We start from the raw sequence: 18951 nt of genomic DNA, 5'->3' as shown, positions 1-18951 counted from the left end.
CACCAGAAATCGGGGGTACGCGCCGGTCACCGGGCTCGAGCCGGTTCCGGGCGCACGGACACTCAGTCCATCAACTGCGCGGCGAGCGTCGCGCCCAGATTCCAGCACGCCTCGAGATCGGCCTTGGTCGGCTTGCCCGACACCACCACGTAGTCGGCGGCCCGCACCCAGCCCAATCCGGTCGTGATGGACGTGACGCCCTTCTCGGCACCCTCGGTGCCCTCGTTGCCGTGGAGGTAGAGGCCGAACGGGCGACCCCGCGTCGAATCGAGGCACGGGTAGTAGACGACGTCGAAGGCGTGCTTGAGCGCACCGCTCATGTAGCCGAGGTTGGCGGGGGTGCCGAGCAGGTAACCGTCGGCCTCGAGCACGTCGGTCGGCGTCACCGCCAGCGCGGCCCGGCGCACGACTTCCACCCCCTCGATCTCCGGGTCGGTCGCGCCGGAGATCACCGACTCGAACATCTCCTGCGTGAACGGAGACGGGGTGTGGTGGATGATCAGCAGCCGGGCCATGGCCTATCCCTCGTGTTCGAGCCGTTCCAGGGCGACCGCGCGACGCATGGTGTCGCGGGCGCGACGGCGGTCACCGGCGTAGTCGTAGGCGCGGGCCAGGCGGTAGGAGCTGCGCCAGTTGTCAGGGTCGGCCTCCCATTCGCGTGTGACCCGGTCGAACAGTTCGTCGGCCGCCGCCCGTTCGATCCGTCCGGACGGGCGGACCGGTAACTGCGAGACGTCGACCTCCAGACCTTCGGCGACGGCCCTGCGGGCCAGCCGCTGATGGTCGAGCGCCGCGCGCACCGTGGCCCAGACGATCCAGACCCCGACCAGGGGCAGGATCAGGACACCGATACCGATGGCGACGGCGGCGAACCCACCGGAACCGATGAGGCTCACGGCGATCCGGCCGAGCAGCAGGAAGTAGAAGCCGAGGATCAGGACCAGCACCGTGATCAGTCCGACGACGACACGGACATCGTCCTTGCGTCCGGATTCCCCCGGCGCGGGGACCGGCGTCTCCTCCTCCGGCTGATCAGCCACGATCACTCCGGGCGAGGGTTCGGCCGATGGCGACGACGCCGATGAGCGCACGGTCGCGGAGTCCGATCGGCGCCGACGACGTGCCGGGCGATCCGATCACAGGTCCAGGAAGGGGTCGAGGCCGACGGTCAGGCCGGGACGTTTCGCGATCTCGCGCACACCGAGCAGGACGCCGGGGGCGAAGGACGAGCGGTCGATGGAATCGTGGCGGATGGTGAGCGTCTCGCCCTGGGTGCCGAACAGCACTTCCTGGTGGGCGACGAGTCCGGCCAGGCGTACCGAATGCACGCGCACGCCGTCCACGTCCGCGCCACGCGCGCCGTCGAGTTCGGTGCTCGTCGCGTCGGGACCGATCCCGACGCCCGCGCGTTTACGCGCCTCGGCGACGAGCCCGGCGGTGCGGTAGGCGGTCCCCGACGGCGCGTCGGCCTTGTTCGGGTGATGCAGTTCGATGACCTCGACCGATTCGAAGAAGCGAGCGGCCTGTTCGGCGAAACGCATGGACAGCACCGCGCCGATCGCGAAATTCGGGGCGATGAGCACACCGGTGTCCGGGCGATCGGCCAGCCAGCCGCGCACCCGATCCAGCCGGGCGGCGTCGAATCCGGTGGTGCCGACCACCGCGTGGATGCCGTGTTCGACCAGGAATTCGAGATTCCCCATGACGACGTCCGGGTGGGTGAAGTCGACGACCACCTGGGTGCCGGATTCGGTGAACGCCTCGAGCGCATCGTCCTTGTCGACGGTGGCGACCAGTTCCAGATCCGCGGCCGCGCGCACCGCCGCACAGATCGCCTGACCGACTTTGCCCTGTGCTCCCAGCACTCCGACCCGAATGGTCACCGCACCTCCTCGTTTCGCTGGCGTTCCCTCAGCCTAATTGGGTACACACCGCGAACGGTCGCCGCCCTTCTGTGATCCGCGACGCGGCGCTGGGCCGTCCCCGACCCAACACCGAGGGACCGCGGTGATCTGATCACCGCGCGCCCTACCCCGCCGGCGCGGCCTTCACTCGAAGACGATCACCTGGCGCAACGCGTGCCCGGCCGCGAGTTCGTCCATCGCGTGATTGATCTGTCCGAGCCCGATATGCGACGACACCAGCCGCTCGACCGGCAGCCTGCCCTCGCGCCACATGCGGACGTATTCGGGGATGTCGCGCGCGGGCACCGCCGATCCCAGGTAGCTGCCGACGATCGAACGCCCCTGGGCGACCAGCGCCAACGGCGAGATACTCGCCGTGGCGTCGGGCGCGGGCAGGCCGACGGTGACGGTGGTGCCGCCCGCGGCGGTGGCGGCGACCGCGGTCTCGAAGGCACGGATATTGCCCGCCGCCTCGATGACGATCTCCGCCTGCACGCCCTGTTCGGCCAGTTCCGCCGGGGTGTAGGCGGCCGTCGCGCCCAGTTCCTTCGCCAGCGCGAGTTTCTCCGGCACCGTGTCGACGGCGATCACCTCGCCGCCGAGCGAGACGCCGACCAGGACCGCGGCCATCCCGACACCGCCGAGCCCGACCACCATGACCCGGTCGCCGGGGCCGGGCGGTGCGGAATTCAGCAGCGCACCGCCCCCGGTGAGTACCGCGCAACCGAGTACCGCGGCCACCTCCGGCGGGACGTCGTCGTCGACGGGCACCACCGAACGGCGATCGACCACCGCGTGCGTCGCGAACGCGGAGACCCCGAGATGGTGATGGACCTCCGTGCCGTCACGGTGCAACCTGCTGCCGCCGTTGAGCAACTCACCGGCATTGTTGGCGACACTGCCCGGACCGCACGGCGTACGGCCGTTGCTCGCGCAGCCCGCGCATTCGCCGCAGCGCGGCAGGAAGGTCATCACGACCCGCTGTCCCACGGCGATATCGCTGTCCCCAGGCCCGACGGCCTCGACACGACCCGCCGCCTCGTGTCCGAGCAGCATCGGCACCGGCCGCACCCGGTTCCCGTCGACCACGGACAGATCCGAATGGCACAACCCGGCCGCTTCGATGCGAACCAACAGTTCACCCGGTCCCGGATCACCGAGCTCCAGATCGCACACCGTGATCGGCGTCGAATCGGCGAACGGCGCGGGCGCCGCGATCCGCTCCAGAACAGCACCACGAATCCTCATTCCTGCGACGCTACCGCGCGCCCACGACGTGCGAACACACACCGTCGAAGTACCCTCGCGTACCGCCGCAAGCCGCTGTCGAGCGTCGACAGCTGGCGGACTCCGGGGTGGACGACTACCATCGTCGGCCGTGACGGTGCTCCTGTAGGCCGCCTTGTACCGAGCCCAGGGTCGGGGCCGTCACGACACGAGGAGAAATCCCTTGTCGGTACAGTTCAACCACACGATTGTCGGATGCCGCGACAACCGGGTGTCCGCGGAATTCTGGTCGGACATACTGGGTTTGGATATCGCGGGCGAATGGGGCCCGTTCGTCGCGGTTCCCGCCGCGAACGGCGTGACCTTCGATTTCGCGAATGTCCCTCCGGATGCGGAGATCCCACCCCAGCACTACGCCTTCCTGATCTCCGAAGCCGAATTCGACGCGGCATACGCCAAGATCCAGCGCTACCGGCTCGAGCATTGGGCCGATCCACATCAGCGCGGTGTCGGCGAGATCAACCACAACGACGGCGGACGCGGCGTGTATTTCCTCGACCCGAGCGGTCACTTCATGGAGATCATCACGGTGCCCTACGGCGGTGTCCCGGCGTAGTCGCCGATCGGATTCAGGTCGTCGGCGCGGGCGTCGGCGGCCAGGGATCCGGCGTGACGGTGACCGGTTTGCGCGACGGATTGTCGTCCCAGTCGAAGCGGACCCCCACCCATGCCTTCGGGCGGTCGAAATCGGTCGCGCCCGAGGAGAAACGGGTGCCGAGAAAGGAGATGTCGCCGAAGAAGTCGGCGCCGAGAAAAGTGGCGGCGCGGCCGGCGAAGGCCGCGTCCGCGAAGGAGACGGTGCCGTGTAATTCGGCTGCGACGAAATCGATCTCGTGGGTTCCGCGACTCCGGATCCGCCCCGCCGTACCGAACCGTGTCCGACCGAAGTCGGTGGTCCCGGTGAAGAACCGGGCGGCGGCGAACACGATGCGCCGACCCGTGAATTCGGCGTTGTCGAACCGCAGGTGCGCACCGTCGAAGGTGGCGTGCTCGAAGGAGATCAGATCACCGCCGAAGTGCGCGGCCTGGAACGAGGCGTGAGCGCCAGAGAAGGCCGTCCCGTCGAACGTCGTCCGCGCGCCGAGGAACCGGGCGTCGGCGAAGGATGTCGCGGCGGTCGAGAACTTCGCGCCGTCGAAGGTGGTTCGCGCCGCGCGGAATTCGGCGTCGACGAATTTCGCTTCCCCGCCCTCGAACGCGGCGTCGCGGAAGGTGAGGTGCGCGCCGGTGAATCGCACTCGGCGGAAATCGCTGTCGCCGAGGAATTTCGCTCCGGTGAAGGTCGTGCGGCGACCGCCGAATTCGACCGCCTCGAAGTTCACGTTCTCGAAGACCGCGCCGGTGAGATCGATATCGCACCCCGACCAGGACACCTCGGAATAACGGCGCAGATGCTGGGCGAGCACCCGGACGACGGCCGAGCGCACCTCACGATCGTTCTGGCGGTGCTGATAGGTCCGTTCGACCTTGGTCCCGGCCTCGTCCACCGTCTCCGACCGGGAGACAAGGTGATTCGCCCCGCTGTCGGGGTCGTAGGGCAGCCGCAGATAGCCGCACAGCACATCGACGCACTGCTGACGCCTGCTCGGCGCGGAGAATTCGTCGGCCACCCCCGCCATCGCGTAGACCCCGGCCAGTCGTATCGCCGGATCGGGATCCCCGAGTTGCCGCGCCGCCGCACCGAACAGTTCGGCGAACCTGCCCCGCTCCTGATCGCGCTGCCTGCGGTATGCCACGACCAGCGCGACCGCGCCGCCGACACCCGCCGTCACCGACAGCGCGATCTTGGTCAGATCCACCTGATTCGGCGGATCCGCTCGCGCGCCGAACCCGAGCCACAACAACCACCAGGTCAGGGCCGCGAAACCCAACCCACCCAGGACCACCGCTGACACCGCGAGCAGTAACGCCGCCCGGTGCAGCCGGTCGGCAGACCGCCCCCATCGCATGAGCCGAATGGTAGCCGGAATGTCACTGTCGGACCACCGCGCCGGTCACGCGGACCGTGTGCGCCGCAATCGAATCGGTCGGCGGGAACCGCCCGGCGCATGTTCCGCCGATGTGCTGACGAGTAGCTGCCGCAGTCACCTCGTCGCGTGAGCACCGAGTGGCCGGGCGGTACGGCGGTAGTCTGCGAACCATGCCCGATACGTGGTCCGATCCGCTCGATCCGGTGACCGAGATCGAGAAGGCGCACGCTCTGCTGGCCACCTGGCTCGGGTCCGAGGCGCCGCGGCAGATCTTCGACGAGTTCGCCCGCACCCTGCACGCCGCGTTCACCATGGTGACGATCGACGGCACCACCGTCGATCGGGCCGATTTGCTGGAGGGCCTGCGGGCCGCGCGGAACTCCCGGCCCGGCGTGGTGATCGAGATCTCGCGGGCGCGGATACTCGTCAGCACCGCGGAACTGGTCGTCGTCCGATTCCTCGAACGCCATCTCCTCGCGGACACCCACACCGACCGTCTGGTCACCGCGGTCCTCAGCGTCGACGAGGTCCGGGGTTTCCGCTGGCGGGCACTCCAGGAGACCGCGGTGGCGGACTGAACCGCGGTCGCGGCAAGCGATCACACCACCGCGGGCACGACCTTCCTGTCACGTCGCAGCCCGAGTCCGGCCGCGACGAGGCACGCGACGGCGACCACGCCGACGAACCACGGGAACACCGACCCCAGCCCCCAGGTGGTCGCGGCCCACCCGGCGAGGATGGTCGGCAGCGCCATGGCCGTGTACGCGAGCAGGTAGTACGCCGACATGGTCTCGCCGCGCTTGTGGTGCGGCACCACCTCCGACAGGTGGCGCAGGGACCCGCCGAATCCCAGGCCGAAGGTCGCGCCGAGCACGACGCCCGCTGCCAGCACCACGACCCCGTTGTGGGTGGCCAGCGCGGGAATCGTGAGTAGCAACGCCGCGGCCATGCCGGTGTCGCCCGCGATGGCGGCGAAGCGAGCGGGCACCCGCGTGGCGATGAGCTGGACGGTCGCGCCCGCGATCGCGGTGGAGGCCACGACAGCGCCGCCGAAGACCAGATTGTGGATCCCGGTCTGCTGGGCGGCCAGCGACGGATACAGCGACAGCAGCACACCGAGCACCGACCAGGCCGCCATGACCCCGATCGCGGAGAACCAGAAGTCGGCGCGGATCTCCTGCGGGACAGCGGGTCTCGCGATCCTGATCCGCCCCGCCACGCGCGAGGAATGCGGTTCGCGCAGGGCGATCACACCGACCCCGATGATCAGGCAGATCACCGTGATCACCACGTACGGCGTGCGCAGTGGGTACGGGGCGTACTGCGCGAGCAGCGCGGAACCCAGAATCGCCACGGCCATACCGACATTGAAGGCGACCCCGCTGAGCTGCCCGGATCGCGCGCCCCGGTGCGGGCGTAGATCCAGCAGCGCCGCCGCCCCGGAGACCACCGTCGCGCCGACCGCCAACCCGTGCAGCGCCCTGGCCAGGATCAGCATCGGCACCGAATCGGCGAGTACGAAGACGACGAGTCCGGCGATCATGGTGCCGAACGCGCCGACCAGGACCGGCTTGCGTCCGACGACGTCGGAGATCTTGCCCGAGACCAGCACCGCGGCGAGCGCGGCGAACGCGTAGACGGCGAATACGACGGTCGTGGTCAGCGGTGAGAGATGCCATTGCGTCTCATAGATGCCGTAGAGCGGCGCGGGCACGCCCGAGACGCCGAGGGCGACTCCGCTCGCGACGAGAACCAGCGTGTACGCCCAACGCTGGGTGGTCTGTTCGTCCGATTCGTCCACAGCTACCGCCACACTCGCTGTCATGGACCACTCCGATCAGGTAGGTTTGATGATGATCGAACCGGTACCGACGATACATCCGGTTCGACGTTCATCAAACCCCGGAGTGAGGTAGATCATGAGCGATGCTAACGAACAGGCTCCGCCGGTCGCGCCGCTCCCCACCGTTCTGGCCGCGTTGCAGGATCCCGTCCGGCTCGAGATGGTGCGGCGACTCAGCAACGCGGGCGACGCCGTGCGCTGCGCCGCGCTCTACGAGGTCATCAACAAATCGACCGCGACCCACCATTTCAAGATCCTGCGCGAAGCCGGCGTCATCGAACGACTGCTCATCGACGGCCAGACCTGTCAGCGGCTGCGCACCGAAGACCTCGACCGAGCGCTGCCCGGCGTACTCGCCCCCATCGTGGACGCGGCCAACCGCGCCGACGCAGACCGGATCGATGCCGGGTCGAACGGATATCCCGCGGGCGCCCCACGCCGCTGACCGCACCTCGCGCCACGGAACCGACCCGCGTCAGCGGTCACCGGAGGGCGGCGGTGCGGGCGGCACGGTGACGCGAAACGAGGGCATCGTCGGCAGCGGCTTCGGGGTGAATCGCGGAACGGTCGGCCGAGGCAGACGTTCCGTACTGCGGAAGGGCTCCGACCGCAGTTCGTGCGCACCCCACCACATGCCCGCGAGCACCACGGCGGCCACGAGTACCGGAATCCAGCGCGCACGGGGACGCAGATCCGGGTAGAGGGCGAACGCCGACTCCAGCAGCAGGGTGAGAGCGATACCGCACGCCAGGACAACCAGCGCCCAGAATGCCGTCGGCTGGCGCGACCAGGGTCGCAGGGCGGCGATCACTCCGAGCAGGACGATCGCGCCGCCCGTCACGAAGACCAGACTCACGATCGCGTGGGTTGATGCTTCGGCGGCGTCGCGATCGCCCCCGCGACGACCGAGCCAGGTGAGGAAGAACAGCAGGTGCGCGAGTCCCGCGCCGCACGCCGCCGCGAGCAGCAGCACGTAACCGCCGCGCACGGCGGCGGCGGTCCAATCCAGGCGCAGCAGTACGACACCCACTTCGGCGAGCAGACCCGAGAACACGAGAACCAGGAGCGCGACCACCGACGCGGGCCGCCGCAGTCGGCGCGTCAGATAGCCGGGTGGCAACTGCTTGCGCAGTGTGCGGAAGACCCCGAACCAGGCGATCGGGATGACGGCGAACGCGGGTGCGCTCACGTAGCGCAGGCCGCCCGGCCCGATCCACAGCGACGCCACGGTCACCGCGGCGGTGAAGAACCACAGCCACGCCGCCAACCGCATCATGGCCTTCCAGGTGATCGCGGCGAGTCGCAGACGTGCGGTGGTGTGCTCCGGGCGCGCGGCCAGCAGCCCGCGCAGGGTCGCGACGGCCTCGCGCCTGCCGGGTTCGTATTCGGCCCGCATGGCGAGCAGATCCGCGTGCGTCGGATCGGCGCGCAGTCCGGCGTCGACATGTCCGCGCGCTGCGGTCACGTCGGCCATACGCTGGTAGATCTCGGCGACCGCCGCGTGCGTGTCCGCGTCGTCGGGGGCGAGTGCGCTCACCCGCTCCAACACGGCCGCCACCTCGGACTTGTCACGGGAGCGGCGGCGCCCCGGCCCCGACAGGATCACGAAGGCGAGCGCCAGCAGCGCGCCAGGCTCCTCCGGTTCGAGTCGCACCGCCAGCCTGGCATGCCGTAGCGCGTCGTCGTGGCGGTCGAAGATCTCGTAGGCCAAGGCGGCGGTCACGTGCGGACCCGCCCGCCGCGGCGCCACCGCGATCGCCCGACCCGCGTAGCGCAGCGCGTCGTCGAAGCGATCCAGCGAGAAGCTGACATCGGCGATCTCCTCCAGCAGGATCGGATCGTCCGGCGCTTCCACCAACCCGGCGCCCAGCAATTCGCGCGCGTGCTCGAGCCGCCCCAGCTCCCTGGCGACCCGCGCCCGCGCCACCACGGTCTCGGTCTGCCGCATGGTCATCCCCCCGGTCGAATCTCTCCGCACTCCCCGCGGGCACGGTACCGCACCGGATGGACGGGGGCACCGTGCCGCGATCGGGTCGCTCGCCACACGCCGAGGTGTCGACCCGCGCGGGTTCGCGAACGCGGATCACCGCGTCCGGTCGCGGATCAGTTGCCGACCAGACGCCTGACCGCGGCGGGCAATTCGCGGGTCCGCCGGTACGGTCCGGCGACCGAGGCCGCGTAGGGGCGGGAGAGCAGGGTTTTCGCGATCGCGCTCACTTCGTCGGTCGTCACCGCGTCGATACGGGCCAGGGTATCGGAGACGCTGCGGTGGTTGCCGTAGCTCAGTTCACTGCGGCCGATTCGATTCATCCTGGAGGCCGAATCCTCCAGGCCGAGTACCAATCCGCCGCGCAGCGACCCCTTGGCACGGGCGCATTCGGCATCGGTGATGCCGTCGGCGGCGACCTCTTCCAGCACACCGCGCGCGAGCGAGGCGACCTGGCCGAGGTTCTCCGGCTGACATCCGATGTAGACGGAGAACGCCCCGGTGTCGGCGAAGGTGTCGACGCTGGAGTACACCGAGTACGCCAGCCCCCGTTCCTCCCGGATACGTTGGAACAGACGAGAACTCAGCCCGCCACCGACGACGGTGTTCAGTACCGACAACGGCCAGCGCCGCTCCCCCTCGTGCCTGCCGAAGGCCCGGACGCCGAAGGCGAGGTGCGCCTGTTCGCTGTCGCGATGGCTCCGCTCGAGTTCGGGTGCGCGGTTGGGCCGGAACCGGCCCTCACGCCGTCGCGCTGGTTCGGCCGAGGGATCGAGCCGATTCTCGAACGCCCGGTGCACCAGTTCGACGGTGTGGTCGTGTTCGACATTGCCCGCCACCGCGACGACCATCCGGTCCGGCCGGTAGCGCCGCAGATGGAAGGAGCGCAACTGCGCGGCGTGCATCGATTCGATGGATTCGACCGAGCCGATCACCGGACGCCCGATCGGGTGATCGCCGAACAGCGCCGACAGGAACGCGTCGCCGACCAGGTCCTCCGGATCGTCGTCGCGCATGGCGATCTCCTCGAGCACCACCTGACGTTCCACGTCGACATCGGCGGCGCGACACAGCCCGTTGAGCACCACGTCGGAGACCAGATCGACCGCGAGGGGCAGATCCTCGTCGAGGACATGGGCGTAGTAGCAGGTCTGTTCCTTCGCGGTGAACGCGTTGAGTTCACCGCCGACCGCGTCCATCGCTTCGGCGATATCGAGCGCCGAACGGGTCGGCGTCGCCTTGAACAGCAGGTGTTCCAGGAAATGCGCGGCGCCCGCGACGGTGGGGCCCTCGTCGCGCGAACCGACGCCGACCCATACCCCGATCGAGGCCGAGCGCACGCCGGGCACATGTTCGGTGACCACACGCAGGCCACCGGGTAGCACCGTGCGACGGACGCCGGTGTCGGCGCCGTCGGGGCGCAGGGAATCGTCGGAGCGCAACTGGAGTGACGAACCCCCCTGCTCGTCGCGGAGCAGGGGGGTTGCCGTCTTCTTCTTCGTCACAGAGACAAGTACTACTCGGTCCCCGCCGCGCCCGCATCAACCGTTTCGGCGGCAGCGGGCTCCTCGGCGCTGTCGTCGACCGGAACCAGCGAGATCTTGCCGCGATTGTCGATATCGGCGATCTCGACGCGCAGCTTGTCGCCGACGTTGACCACATCCTCGACCTTGGCGACGCGCTTGCCGTTGCCGAGCTTGGAGATGTGGACCAGACCGTCGCGGCCCGGCAGCAGCGAGACGAACGCGCCGAAAGCGGTGGTCTTGACGACCGTGCCCAGGAAACGCTCGCCGACCTTCGGCAGCTGCGGGTTGGCGATGGCGTTGATCGCGTCGATCGCGGCCTGCGCCTTCAGGCCGTCGGTCGCGCCGACGAAGACCGTGCCGTCGTCCTCGATGGAGATGTTGGCGCCGGTCTCCTCGGTGATCTGGTTGATCACCTTGCCCTTGGGGCCGATGACCTCGCCGATCTTGTCGACCGGGATCTTGATCGCGGTGACGCGCGGCGCGTACGGGCTCATCTCGTCCGGGGTGGCGATGGCCTCGGCCATCACGTCCAGGATGGTGGTGCGCGCGTCGTGCGCCTGGCTCAGCGCGCCCGCCAGCACCTGCGAGGGGATGCCGTCGAGCTTGGTGTCGAGCTGCAACGCGGTGACGAAGTCACGGGTGCCCGCGACCTTGAAGTCCATGTCGCCGAAGGCGTCCTCGGCGCCGAGGATGTCGGTCAGCGCCACGTAGCGGACCTCGTCCTCGCCCTTCTCGTTGGTGATGGTGTCGGAGACCAGACCCATCGCGATACCGGCCACCGGGGCCTTGAGCGGCACACCGGCGTTCAGCAGCGACAGGGTCGACGCGCAGACCGAACCCATCGAGGTGGAACCGTTGGAGCTCAACGCCTCCGAGACCTGACGGATGGCGTAGGGGAACTCTTCCTGGCTCGGCAGCACCGGCATCAGCGCACGCTCGGCCAGCGCGCCGTGGCCGATCTCGCGGCGCTTGGGCGAACCGACGCGGCCGGTCTCACCGGTCGAGTACGGCGGGAAGTTGTAGTGGTGCATGTAGCGCTTGGAGGTCTCCGGGCCGAGCGAGTCGACCTGCTGGGCCATCTTCACCATGTCGAGGGTGGTGACGCCCAGGATCTGGGTCTCGCCACGCTCGAACAGCGCCGAACCGTGGGCGCGCGGAACCACCGCGACCTCGGCGGACAGGGCGCGGATATCGGCCAGTCCGCGGCCGTCGATGCGGAAACCGTCGGTGAGGATGCGCTGACGCACCAGCTTCTTGGTGACCGAGCGGAACGCCGCGCCCAGTTCCTTCTCGCGACCGGCGAAATCGTCGCCGAGACGGGAGAGCACGTCGAGTTTGATCTCGTCGGTCTTCGCCTCGCGGGCCTGCTTGTCGGCGATGCTCAGCGCTTCGTTCAGCTCACGCTTGGCGGTGCCCTCCACGGCTTCGAACACGTCGGGGCCGTAGGGCGGGAACAGCGGGAACTCACCGGTCGGCTTGGCGGCCAGTTCGGCGAGGTCGGCCTGCGCGCGGCACAGCCGGGCGATGAACGGCTTGGCCGCCTCGAGTCCCTCGGCGACGACGGCCTCGGTCGGCGCCTGCGCGCCGTCCTCGATCAGCGCGATGACCTTGTCGGTGGCCTCGGCCTCGACCATCATGATCGCGACGTCACCGGATTCGGTGACACGGCCCGCGACGACCATGTCGAACACCGCGCCGTCGAGCTGCTCGACGGTCGGGAACGCGACCCACTGGCCGCCGCGCGCGGAGCCTGCGGAGTGCGCATTCTGGTCAGGGATCAGAGCGACGCGGACGCCGCCGACCGGACCGGAGAACGGCAGACCCGCGAACTGGGTGGAGGCGGACGCGGCGTTGATCGCGACCACGTCGTACAGATCGTTGGGGTCCAGGCTCATGACCGTGACGACGACCTGGATCTCGTTGCGCAGGCCGTCGACGAAGGACGGGCGCAGCGGACGGTCGATCAGACGGCAGGTCAGGATCGCGTCGGTGGAGGGGCGGCCCTCGCGGCGGAAGAACGAGCCCGGGATGCGGCCCGCGGCGTACATGCGCTCTTCGACGTCGACGGTCAGGGGGAAGAAGTCGAACTGGTCTTTCGGGTGTTTGCCCGCCGTGGTGGCGGACAGCAGCATGGTCTCGTCGTCCAGGTAGGCGACGACCGAACCAGCGGCCTGACGGGCCAGACGGCCGGTCTCGAAACGAACGGTGCGGGTGCCGTAGCTGCCGTTGTCGATCAGCGCGACGGATTCGAACACACCCGGCTCGACCTCTACGGCCGTGGACTTGCGTTCAGTTGTTTCGGTCATTCTCTGCTCTCAACCTCTCGTCTCGCCGGGTCCAGCGCACCCTCGTGGATGCGACCCGGCTGTCGTCAGCCGTACCGGATACGGACACGCGGCAACCACCTGGCTGCGGCGCGCACATCCGGCCGATTCCCCTTGGAACCAGCGACGCGGAGGCGGTCATCGATCGAAGCCCGTCGGGACAACCGAGGGGCCACTACCGAAGACCGACGCCACGCGGCGGATGCGTACGGCTGTGTTGTTCGTGCGTCCGGGGCGTGCCATGGCAGACATTCGTTCACGCGAACGCCACGACGATCCAACCCCGACACACGAAAAAGCCAACGGGGAGATTGTACGTCTCCCCGTCGGCAGTGTTATCAGCGCCCGGACGATCGCGTGTTGATCATCATCGACGCCCCCGCGCACGGCGCGAGTATTGCGAGCGCCCCGTTCGCGGCCCGTCTCGCGTTCGAGCGGTCGAAGCAATGCGCCGAAGGCGCGAGTCTCGACCGCTCGAACGCGAGACAGAGGGGGCCGCGAACCCGCGGCCCCGGCCGCAGAATTATCGCCGCAGCCCGAGGCGCTCGATCAGCGTGCGGTAGCGCTCGATGTCCTTGGCCTGCAGGTACTTCGAGAGCCGACGACGACGGCCGATCAGCGCGAGCAGCCCGTGGCGGGTGTGGTGGTCGTGCTTGTGGACCTTGAGGTGCTCGGTCAGGTCCGAGATCCGCTTGGACAGCATCGCGATCTGGGCCTCGGGGGAACCGGTGTCCGTCTCGTGCAGGCCGTATTCCTTGAGAATGGCCGATTTCTGCTCGGTGGTCAGCGCCATGCGGCATCCACTCCTATTTTTTCAGTCCCGCGCTCGAATATCCGGAATTCCGGGAGGGCGCCACCGCGGACCGCAGCAAACCCGAGGAGCCAGCCTACCCGAGGGATATCGGGGTACCGAATCGGGTCGCCAGGGGCGCGGAAGTCACAGCACTTTGCGCGCGTTCTGGACGTCGCGGCCCATCGCCTCGATGAGTTCTTCCATCGAGTCGAATTTGCGCATCCCGCGCAGGTGTTCCACGAAATCCACCGCGACGTGCTGGCCGTAGAGGTCGGCTTCGCCGTCGAGGACGTAGGCCTCGACGGTGCGCGCCCGGCCGGAGAAGGTGGGGTTGGTGCCGACCGAGATGGCCGCCATCGCCCGTTCGCCGGGGGTGACGGTGCCGATGGTCGGTCCGGGCCCGAGGACGGTGAACCATCCCGCGTAGACCCCGTCGGCGGGGATGGCGGCGTGCATGGGCGGTGCCACGTTCGCGGTGGGGAAGCCGAGCAGTCTGCCTCGGCCGTCACCGTGCACCACGACGCCTTCGACGCGGTGCGGGCGTCCGAGCGCTTCGGCGGCGGCGGACATGTCGCCCGCGTCGACGCAGGCGCGAATGTAGGTGGAGGAGAACGTCACCGCGTGTTCGCCGATCAGTTTCACACCGTCGACCTCGAAGCCGAATCGCTCGCCGAGTTCACGCATCGTCTCGACCGTGCCGGTGGCCTTCTTGCCGAAGGTGAAGTTGTCGCCGACCACCACTTCGGTGACGTGCAGTCGTTCGACCAGCAGGTCGTGGACGTAGCGGGCGGGCGTCAGTTTCATGAAGTCCTGGGTGAACGGCATCACGCAGAACACGTCGACGCCGAGTTCCTCGGCCAGTTCGGCGCGCCGGGTCAGTGTGGTCAGTTGCGCGGGATGCGAACCGGGACGCACCACCTCCATGGGGTGCGGATCGAAGGTCATGAGCACCACGGGGACCTCGCGCGCGGCCGCGGACTTGACCGCGCGGCTGATCAACTGCGCGTGGCCGCGATGTACTCCGTCGAATACGCCGATCGTGAGCACACACCGGCCCCAGTCCGCGGGCACATCGTCGAGACTTCGCCATCTCTGCACAGTCCGCAGCCTAATAGACAGCACCGAGGGCGGTCCGACCGAAGCCCACGCCGTGCCGTACGCGCACGGCGTGAGGGCCTGCGGAGATCGCGGGGCGAACGACATTCGGGCGTACGGGATGTCACAGAACGTTCCCGTTCCCGTTTCCGGCTGGTGAACGGGGGTTCGCTCGGGACGGGAGCGGGAGCGTCGTAGTGTGTCAAACCGCCGTTCTGTGCATAAGCTCGAATATGTGCCCGGTAAACGAGACATCGCCACCCGCCGCGAGCTGACGGACAGCTCCGCGCGGGAGGAACCCGTCGGAGGCACCGCGACGGTGGCCAAGGAGCTGACCTCGGTCGCCCAGGACTATCTGAAGGTGATCTGGACCGCCCAGGAGTGGTCGCAGGAGAAGGTGTCGACGAAGTTGCTCGCCGAGCGGATCGGCGTCTCGGCGTCGACGGTGTCGGAGGCCGTGCGCAAACTCGCGGACCAGGGTTTGGTCGAACACGCGCGCTACGGCTCGATCACGCTGACCGAGCAGGGCCGCAACGCCGCGATCGCGATGGTGCGCAGGCACCGGCTGCTCGAGACGTTCCTCGTGAACGAGCTCGGTTACCGCTGGGACGAGGTGCACGACGAGGCCGAGGTGCTCGAGCACGCGGTCTCGGATCTGATGATGGCCCGTATCGACGCCAAACTCGGCTATCCGGATCGTGATCCGCACGGCGATCCGATTCCGTCGGCCGACGGCGCGGTGCCGACTCCCCCCGCCCAGCAGCTCAGCGATTTCCGGGCGGGCCAGTCCGGTCGGGTCGCGCGCATCTCCGATTCCGATCCGGACATGCTGCGCTATTTCGACGCGGTCGGCATCGCCCTCGACACCGCCATCACGGTGGTGGAACGCCGGGATTTCGCGGGCACCATCGCGATTCGCATCGGCAATACCGAGGTCACGACCGATCTCGGCAGGCCCGCCGCCGAGGCAATCTGGCTGACGGACTGAGCGCGTCGACGCACCGGAATCCGTTCAGCGCGAGAGGAAATCGAGCAGCGCGCGGAATTCCGACGGGGACAGATAGCCGTCACCGTCGTGGTCGGCGGCGGCGAGCAGCGCGTGCGCCGGTTCGTCGATGAGTCCCGCGCCGACGTGGCGGATCATGGATTCGAGTTCGTCGACCGAGATCTTGCCGTCGCCGTTGACGTCGAACACCTCGAACGCGGCGTCGGCGTCGGTCACCTCGATGCGGCCACCGAGGACGGCGGCGTCGAATTCCGCTCGGGAGACCAGGTAGTCGCCGTTGGTGTCGGCGGCGGCGACCATGCGCTCGACCGCGTCGACGTCGACCTCGCGGCCGAGTGTCCTGATTCCGGCGACGATGTCGTCGACGGAGACCAGACCGTCGTTGTCACGGTCCCACAGGTCGAACGTGTCGACGGGATGTTCGCTCATTGCCACTGCCTCCCACAGTCGCCGCGATATCCCGGTGCGTGCGGCCGACCACGCACCACTGTACGGAATCCGGGCGGGTGCGGACGCGGCGCGCGAACACGGAAACGCGCGATGCGGCAACGTGAGCCGCGCCGTCAGTCGATGAGCCCTCTGGGGCGGATGACCATGACCGAGGACGCGCGTTTGCCCATCTCCTCGAGCAGCGCGATGGCGGTGCCGTCCTCGGTGAGCGCCGCGTGCACGCCCTCGAGGCCGAGGGGTTCCAGCCAGCGTCCGTCGCGCAGGGATTCGGCCTCGGCGGCGGAGATCGAACGATGCGGGAAGGCGGTGCGGACGGCGTCGTCGATGCCGAGACTCAGCAGCGGAGCGCCGGATTCGGCGGCGAGGGCCAACTCGTCCAGGGTGCGGGCGTGTTCGAGGGTGAAGGGCCCGACGCGGGTGCGCCGCAGTGCGGTCAGGTGTCCGCCCACGCCGAGCGCGGCGCCGAGATCGCGGGCGAGTGCGCGCACATAGGTGCCGGAGGAACATTCGACCCCGACATCGAGATCGACGAAATCCCCGGTGTCGCGGCGGGCCAGGATGTCGAAGCGGGAGACGGTGACCGGGCGGGCGGCCAGTCGCACGTCCTCGCCCGCGCGGTGGCGCGCGTAGGCGCGTTCGCCGTCGACCTTGATGGCGCTGACGGTGGCGGGCACCTGCTGGATGTCACCGGTGAGTTCGGCGGTGTGCGCGGCGATCTCGGCGTCGCCGAGGTGTGTGGCGGGGGTGGTGGCGAGGATCTCGCCCTCGGCGTCGTCGGTGGTGGTGGCCTGCCCGAGACGGACGGTGGCCGTGTAGGCCTTGGTCGTGAGGGTGAGCAGGCCGAGCAGTTTGGTCGCGCGCTCGACACCGAGGACGAGTACACCGGTGGCCATCGGATCGAGGGTGCCCGCGTGCCCGACCTTCTTGGTGTGCAACAGTCTTCGAGATTTCGCGACGACATCGTGGCTGGTCCAGCCGCCGTCCTTGTCGACGATCAGCAGGCCGCCGAGGATGTCGCGCGCGGTCTGCGCCATCAGCCGTGCACGATCGCGGTCAGGATCAGCCCGTCGCCGATCACCCAGCGCCCGTCGAACGAGGTGAGCGGCACCCCGCCGTCGGTGGTCTGGCCCGGAATCAGCAACGCGCTGTGGAAGGTGCCCGAGCCCGCGTCGTCGGAGAGTTCGTCGACGGTGAAGGTGATGTGCGCGTCCTCGAAACCGAGCCAGCGCAACGTCAGCGGGAACCACGCCTTGTAGGTGGCTTCCTTCGCGCAGAACAGCAGTCGATCCAGGTGCAGTCCGGTGGACGTGGCTCCCAGCCATTCCCGCTCCTGCGGCAGGCTCACCGAATCCAGGACGCCCTCGGGCAGTGCCCCGTGCGGTTCGGCGTCGATGCCGACGGAACGGAAGCGCAATTTGTGCGCCAGCGCCGCCGCGCGGTATCCGTCGCAGTGGGTCAGGCTGCCGACGATGCCGCGCGGGAACAGCGGCATCCCCCGCTCCCCTTTGCCGATCGCCACGGCGGGCTCGCCCAACTGCTCGAGCGCCTGTCGCGCGCAATACCTCGCGCCGATGAAATCGCGGCGGCGTTTGTCCACCGACTTGGCGATGAGATGTTCTTCCGCGGGATGCGGTTTCAGATCGTCCGGGTACGCCAACAGTTCGGCCGAGGCGACCCCGTTGGGCAGAATGTTCTCGATCATCGCTCCCGAGCCTAATGCAGAGCTCAGACGCCGCGACGGCGCTGGGCGCGTTCGCGCATCTGCGAGGCCGCGGCCTCCATCTCCGGGGTGACCGCGAAATGGCCGCCCCACGCGTTCAGCGACCCCGGCGGGTAGGCCGGGGTGGGCAGGATCTGACGCAGGAGCTGATCGGGCAGTCCGCGACGTTGCCATTCGCGCGGATAGCCGAGGGAGACCTCTTCGAAGCGGACGCCGTCGTAGTAGGACGTGCGCGGAATGTGCAGGTGGCCGTAGACCGAGCACACCACGTTGTAGCTGGTATGCCAGTCGGCGGTCAGCGTGGTGCCGCACCACAGCGCGAATTCCGGGTACCACAGCACATCGGTGGGCTGGCGGACCATCGGGAAGTGATTGATCATGACGATCGGGGTGTCCGCGGGCAAGGCGTCGAGTTTGCGCTGGGTCGCCTGCACCCGGGCGTGACACCAGGCATCGCGGGTCAGATACGGATCGGGCGACAGCAGGAATTCGTCGGTCGCGACCACGTTGCGTTCGCGGGCGATCGCCAGACCCTGCGCCTTGGTGAGGGCGCCTTCGGGCAGGAACGAGTAGTCGTAGAGCAGGAACATCGGCACCAGGGTCACCGGCGAGCCGAATTCCTCCGCGCCCGCGCCCGACCACACCGGAAACGGGTCCTCCGGGGTCACCACATCCAGGTCCCGGCACATCGCGACGAGGTAGTCGTAGCGGGCGGCCCCGTGCAACTGCACCGGATCCTTCGGCGTCGTCCACAGTTCGTGGTTGCCGGGCACCCAGATGACCTTCGCGAACCGGCTGCGCAGCAGTTCGAGCGCCCAGCGGATATCCTCGGCCTTCTCGCCCACGTCACCCGCGACGATCAGCCAGTCCTCGGGCGAATCCGCCCGGATCTGCTCGACGACCGGCCGATTCCCCTGGTGGCCGACGTGCACGTCGCTCACCGCCATCAACTTGGGTATCACCACACCTACCTTGTCACATCGGCGCGGACCGAGCCTGTCCAGCACTCGTCGCACAGGTTCCGGGTCCACGCGCCACGCGTTGGA

The 18951-nt window shown here is 68.7% G+C and carries 19 protein-coding genes; 4 read left to right on the top strand and 15 right to left on the bottom strand.

The genetic code is table 11. From position 1 onward, the window contains the following. Positions 1 to 62 precede the first annotated feature (62 nt). The 4 genes from DAT37_RS26285 to DAT37_RS26270 form a co-directional block, all read right to left on the bottom strand. Positions 63 to 515, bottom strand: coding sequence for a flavodoxin family protein (locus tag DAT37_RS26285; protein ID WP_109527552.1), 453 nt, complete (start codon positions 513 to 515; stop codon positions 63 to 65). Positions 516 to 518: 3 nt separating this feature from the next. Then, positions 519 to 956: a hypothetical protein gene (locus tag DAT37_RS26280; RefSeq protein WP_198654451.1), complete on the bottom strand. Its 438-nt coding sequence runs from the start codon at positions 954 to 956 to the stop codon at positions 519 to 521. Positions 957 to 1136: 180 nt separating this feature from the next. After that, positions 1137 to 1883 (bottom strand): 4-hydroxy-tetrahydrodipicolinate reductase, encoded by a 747-nt coding sequence (gene dapB / locus DAT37_RS26275; protein WP_109527551.1) that lies wholly within the window; start codon positions 1881 to 1883, stop codon positions 1137 to 1139. 165 nt (positions 1884 to 2048) lie between these two features. Beyond that, positions 2049 to 3152, bottom strand: a complete 1104-nt coding sequence (locus DAT37_RS26270) for an alcohol dehydrogenase catalytic domain-containing protein (RefSeq protein ID WP_109527550.1) — start codon at positions 3150 to 3152, stop codon at positions 2049 to 2051. 202 nt (positions 3153 to 3354) lie between these two features. Between DAT37_RS26270 and DAT37_RS26265 the strand changes: the two genes are divergently transcribed. After that, positions 3355 to 3747, top strand: coding sequence for a VOC family protein (locus tag DAT37_RS26265; RefSeq protein WP_109527549.1), 393 nt, complete (start codon positions 3355 to 3357; stop codon positions 3745 to 3747). Between the two features lie 13 nt (positions 3748 to 3760). Here DAT37_RS26265 and DAT37_RS26260 read toward each other — a convergent pair whose 3' ends face one another. Next, the gene (locus DAT37_RS26260) at positions 3761 to 5140 is read right to left on the bottom strand and encodes a pentapeptide repeat-containing protein (protein WP_109527548.1); all 1380 of its coding nucleotides are present in this window, start codon (positions 5138 to 5140) and stop codon (positions 3761 to 3763) included. A gap of 191 nt (positions 5141 to 5331) precedes the next feature. Between DAT37_RS26260 and DAT37_RS26255 the strand changes: the two genes are divergently transcribed. After that, positions 5332 to 5739 (top strand): hypothetical protein, encoded by a 408-nt coding sequence (locus DAT37_RS26255; protein ID WP_198654440.1) that lies wholly within the window; start codon positions 5332 to 5334, stop codon positions 5737 to 5739. Positions 5740 to 5759: 20 nt separating this feature from the next. On the opposite strand, the gene DAT37_RS26250 is transcribed toward DAT37_RS26255, so the two are convergent. Next, entirely contained in the window at positions 5760 to 6986 is a 1227-nt protein-coding gene (locus DAT37_RS26250) for an MFS transporter (RefSeq protein ID WP_109527547.1), read from the bottom strand. A 94-nt stretch (positions 6987 to 7080) separates the two neighbouring features. On the opposite strand from DAT37_RS26250, the gene DAT37_RS26245 reads away from it, so the two are divergent. Beyond that, positions 7081 to 7449 (top strand): ArsR/SmtB family transcription factor, encoded by a 369-nt coding sequence (locus tag DAT37_RS26245; protein ID WP_109527546.1) that lies wholly within the window; start codon positions 7081 to 7083, stop codon positions 7447 to 7449. Between the two features lie 30 nt (positions 7450 to 7479). Here DAT37_RS26245 and DAT37_RS26240 read toward each other — a convergent pair whose 3' ends face one another. From DAT37_RS26240 to DAT37_RS26220, 5 genes are all read right to left on the bottom strand, one after another. After that, a complete protein-coding gene (locus DAT37_RS26240; RefSeq protein ID WP_157978708.1) occupies positions 7480 to 8952 on the bottom strand; it encodes a tetratricopeptide repeat protein in 1473 nt (490 codons plus the stop codon). Positions 8953 to 9107: 155 nt separating this feature from the next. Next, on the bottom strand, positions 9108 to 10433 hold the full coding sequence (locus DAT37_RS26235; RefSeq protein ID WP_109527730.1) for a M16 family metallopeptidase: 1326 nt from the start codon (positions 10431 to 10433) through the stop codon (positions 9108 to 9110). Between the two features lie 74 nt (positions 10434 to 10507). Further along, positions 10508 to 12823 carry a polyribonucleotide nucleotidyltransferase gene (locus tag DAT37_RS26230; protein ID WP_109527544.1) on the bottom strand — a complete coding sequence of 772 codons (2316 nt, stop codon included), beginning with the start codon at positions 12821 to 12823 and terminating at the stop codon, positions 10508 to 10510. A gap of 541 nt (positions 12824 to 13364) precedes the next feature. After that, entirely contained in the window at positions 13365 to 13634 is a 270-nt protein-coding gene (gene rpsO, locus DAT37_RS26225) for a 30S ribosomal protein S15 (protein WP_109527543.1), read from the bottom strand. 144 nt (positions 13635 to 13778) lie between these two features. After that, a complete protein-coding gene (locus tag DAT37_RS26220) occupies positions 13779 to 14732 on the bottom strand; it encodes a bifunctional riboflavin kinase/FAD synthetase (RefSeq protein WP_198654439.1) in 954 nt (317 codons plus the stop codon). 316 nt (positions 14733 to 15048) lie between these two features. On the opposite strand from DAT37_RS26220, the gene DAT37_RS26215 reads away from it, so the two are divergent. After that, on the top strand, positions 15049 to 15717 hold the full coding sequence (locus DAT37_RS26215) for a metal-dependent transcriptional regulator (protein ID WP_232840029.1): 669 nt from the start codon (positions 15049 to 15051) through the stop codon (positions 15715 to 15717). A gap of 24 nt (positions 15718 to 15741) precedes the next feature. Here the strand turns inward: DAT37_RS26215 and DAT37_RS26210 are convergent, their stop codons facing one another. From DAT37_RS26210 to DAT37_RS26195, 4 genes are all read right to left on the bottom strand, one after another. Next, entirely contained in the window at positions 15742 to 16164 is a 423-nt protein-coding gene (locus DAT37_RS26210) for an EF-hand domain-containing protein (protein ID WP_109527542.1), read from the bottom strand. A gap of 134 nt (positions 16165 to 16298) precedes the next feature. Further along, on the bottom strand, positions 16299 to 17219 hold the full coding sequence (truB, locus tag DAT37_RS26205; protein ID WP_109527541.1) for a tRNA pseudouridine(55) synthase TruB: 921 nt from the start codon (positions 17217 to 17219) through the stop codon (positions 16299 to 16301). Beyond that, positions 17219 to 17887, bottom strand: coding sequence for a 4'-phosphopantetheinyl transferase Npt (gene npt / locus DAT37_RS26200; RefSeq protein ID WP_109527540.1), 669 nt, complete (start codon positions 17885 to 17887; stop codon positions 17219 to 17221). Before npt ends, truB begins: the two co-directional genes overlap by 1 nt. Positions 17888 to 17910: 23 nt before the next feature. Beyond that, on the bottom strand, positions 17911 to 18867 hold the full coding sequence (locus DAT37_RS26195) for a metallophosphoesterase family protein (RefSeq protein ID WP_109527727.1): 957 nt from the start codon (positions 18865 to 18867) through the stop codon (positions 17911 to 17913). Positions 18868 to 18951 lie beyond the last annotated feature (84 nt).

The sequence above is a fragment of the Nocardia aurea genome (assembly GCF_003123685.1).
Lineage (GTDB): Bacteria > Actinomycetota > Actinomycetes > Mycobacteriales > Mycobacteriaceae > Nocardia > Nocardia aurea.
The sequence above is the reverse complement of the archived record's forward strand: the minus strand, read 5'-3'. Positions and strand labels throughout refer to the sequence as shown.

Coding starts and splice junctions, on each gene's coding strand:
- DAT37_RS26285 (WP_109527552.1), bottom strand. CDS start 515: ATGGCCCGGCTGCTGATCATCCACCACACCCCGTCTCCGTTCACGCAG.
- DAT37_RS26270 (WP_109527550.1), bottom strand. CDS start 3,152: ATGAGGATTCGTGGTGCTGTTCTGGAGCGGATCGCGGCGCCCGCGCCG.
- DAT37_RS26260 (WP_109527548.1), bottom strand. CDS start 5,140: ATGCGATGGGGGCGGTCTGCCGACCGGCTGCACCGGGCGGCGTTACTG.
- DAT37_RS26255 (WP_198654440.1), top strand. CDS start 5,332: ATGCCCGATACGTGGTCCGATCCGCTCGATCCGGTGACCGAGATCGAG.
- DAT37_RS26250 (WP_109527547.1), bottom strand. CDS start 6,986: ATGACAGCGAGTGTGGCGGTAGCTGTGGACGAATCGGACGAACAGACC.
- DAT37_RS26245 (WP_109527546.1), top strand. CDS start 7,081: ATGAGCGATGCTAACGAACAGGCTCCGCCGGTCGCGCCGCTCCCCACC.
- DAT37_RS26240 (WP_157978708.1), bottom strand. CDS start 8,952: ATGCGGCAGACCGAGACCGTGGTGGCGCGGGCGCGGGTCGCCAGGGAG.
- DAT37_RS26230 (WP_109527544.1), bottom strand. CDS start 12,823: ATGACCGAAACAACTGAACGCAAGTCCACGGCCGTAGAGGTCGAGCCG.
- rpsO (WP_109527543.1), bottom strand. CDS start 13,634: ATGGCGCTGACCACCGAGCAGAAATCGGCCATTCTCAAGGAATACGGC.
- DAT37_RS26210 (WP_109527542.1), bottom strand. CDS start 16,164: ATGAGCGAACATCCCGTCGACACGTTCGACCTGTGGGACCGTGACAAC.
- truB (WP_109527541.1), bottom strand. CDS start 17,219: ATGGCGCAGACCGCGCGCGACATCCTCGGCGGCCTGCTGATCGTCGAC.
- npt (WP_109527540.1), bottom strand. CDS start 17,887: ATGATCGAGAACATTCTGCCCAACGGGGTCGCCTCGGCCGAACTGTTG.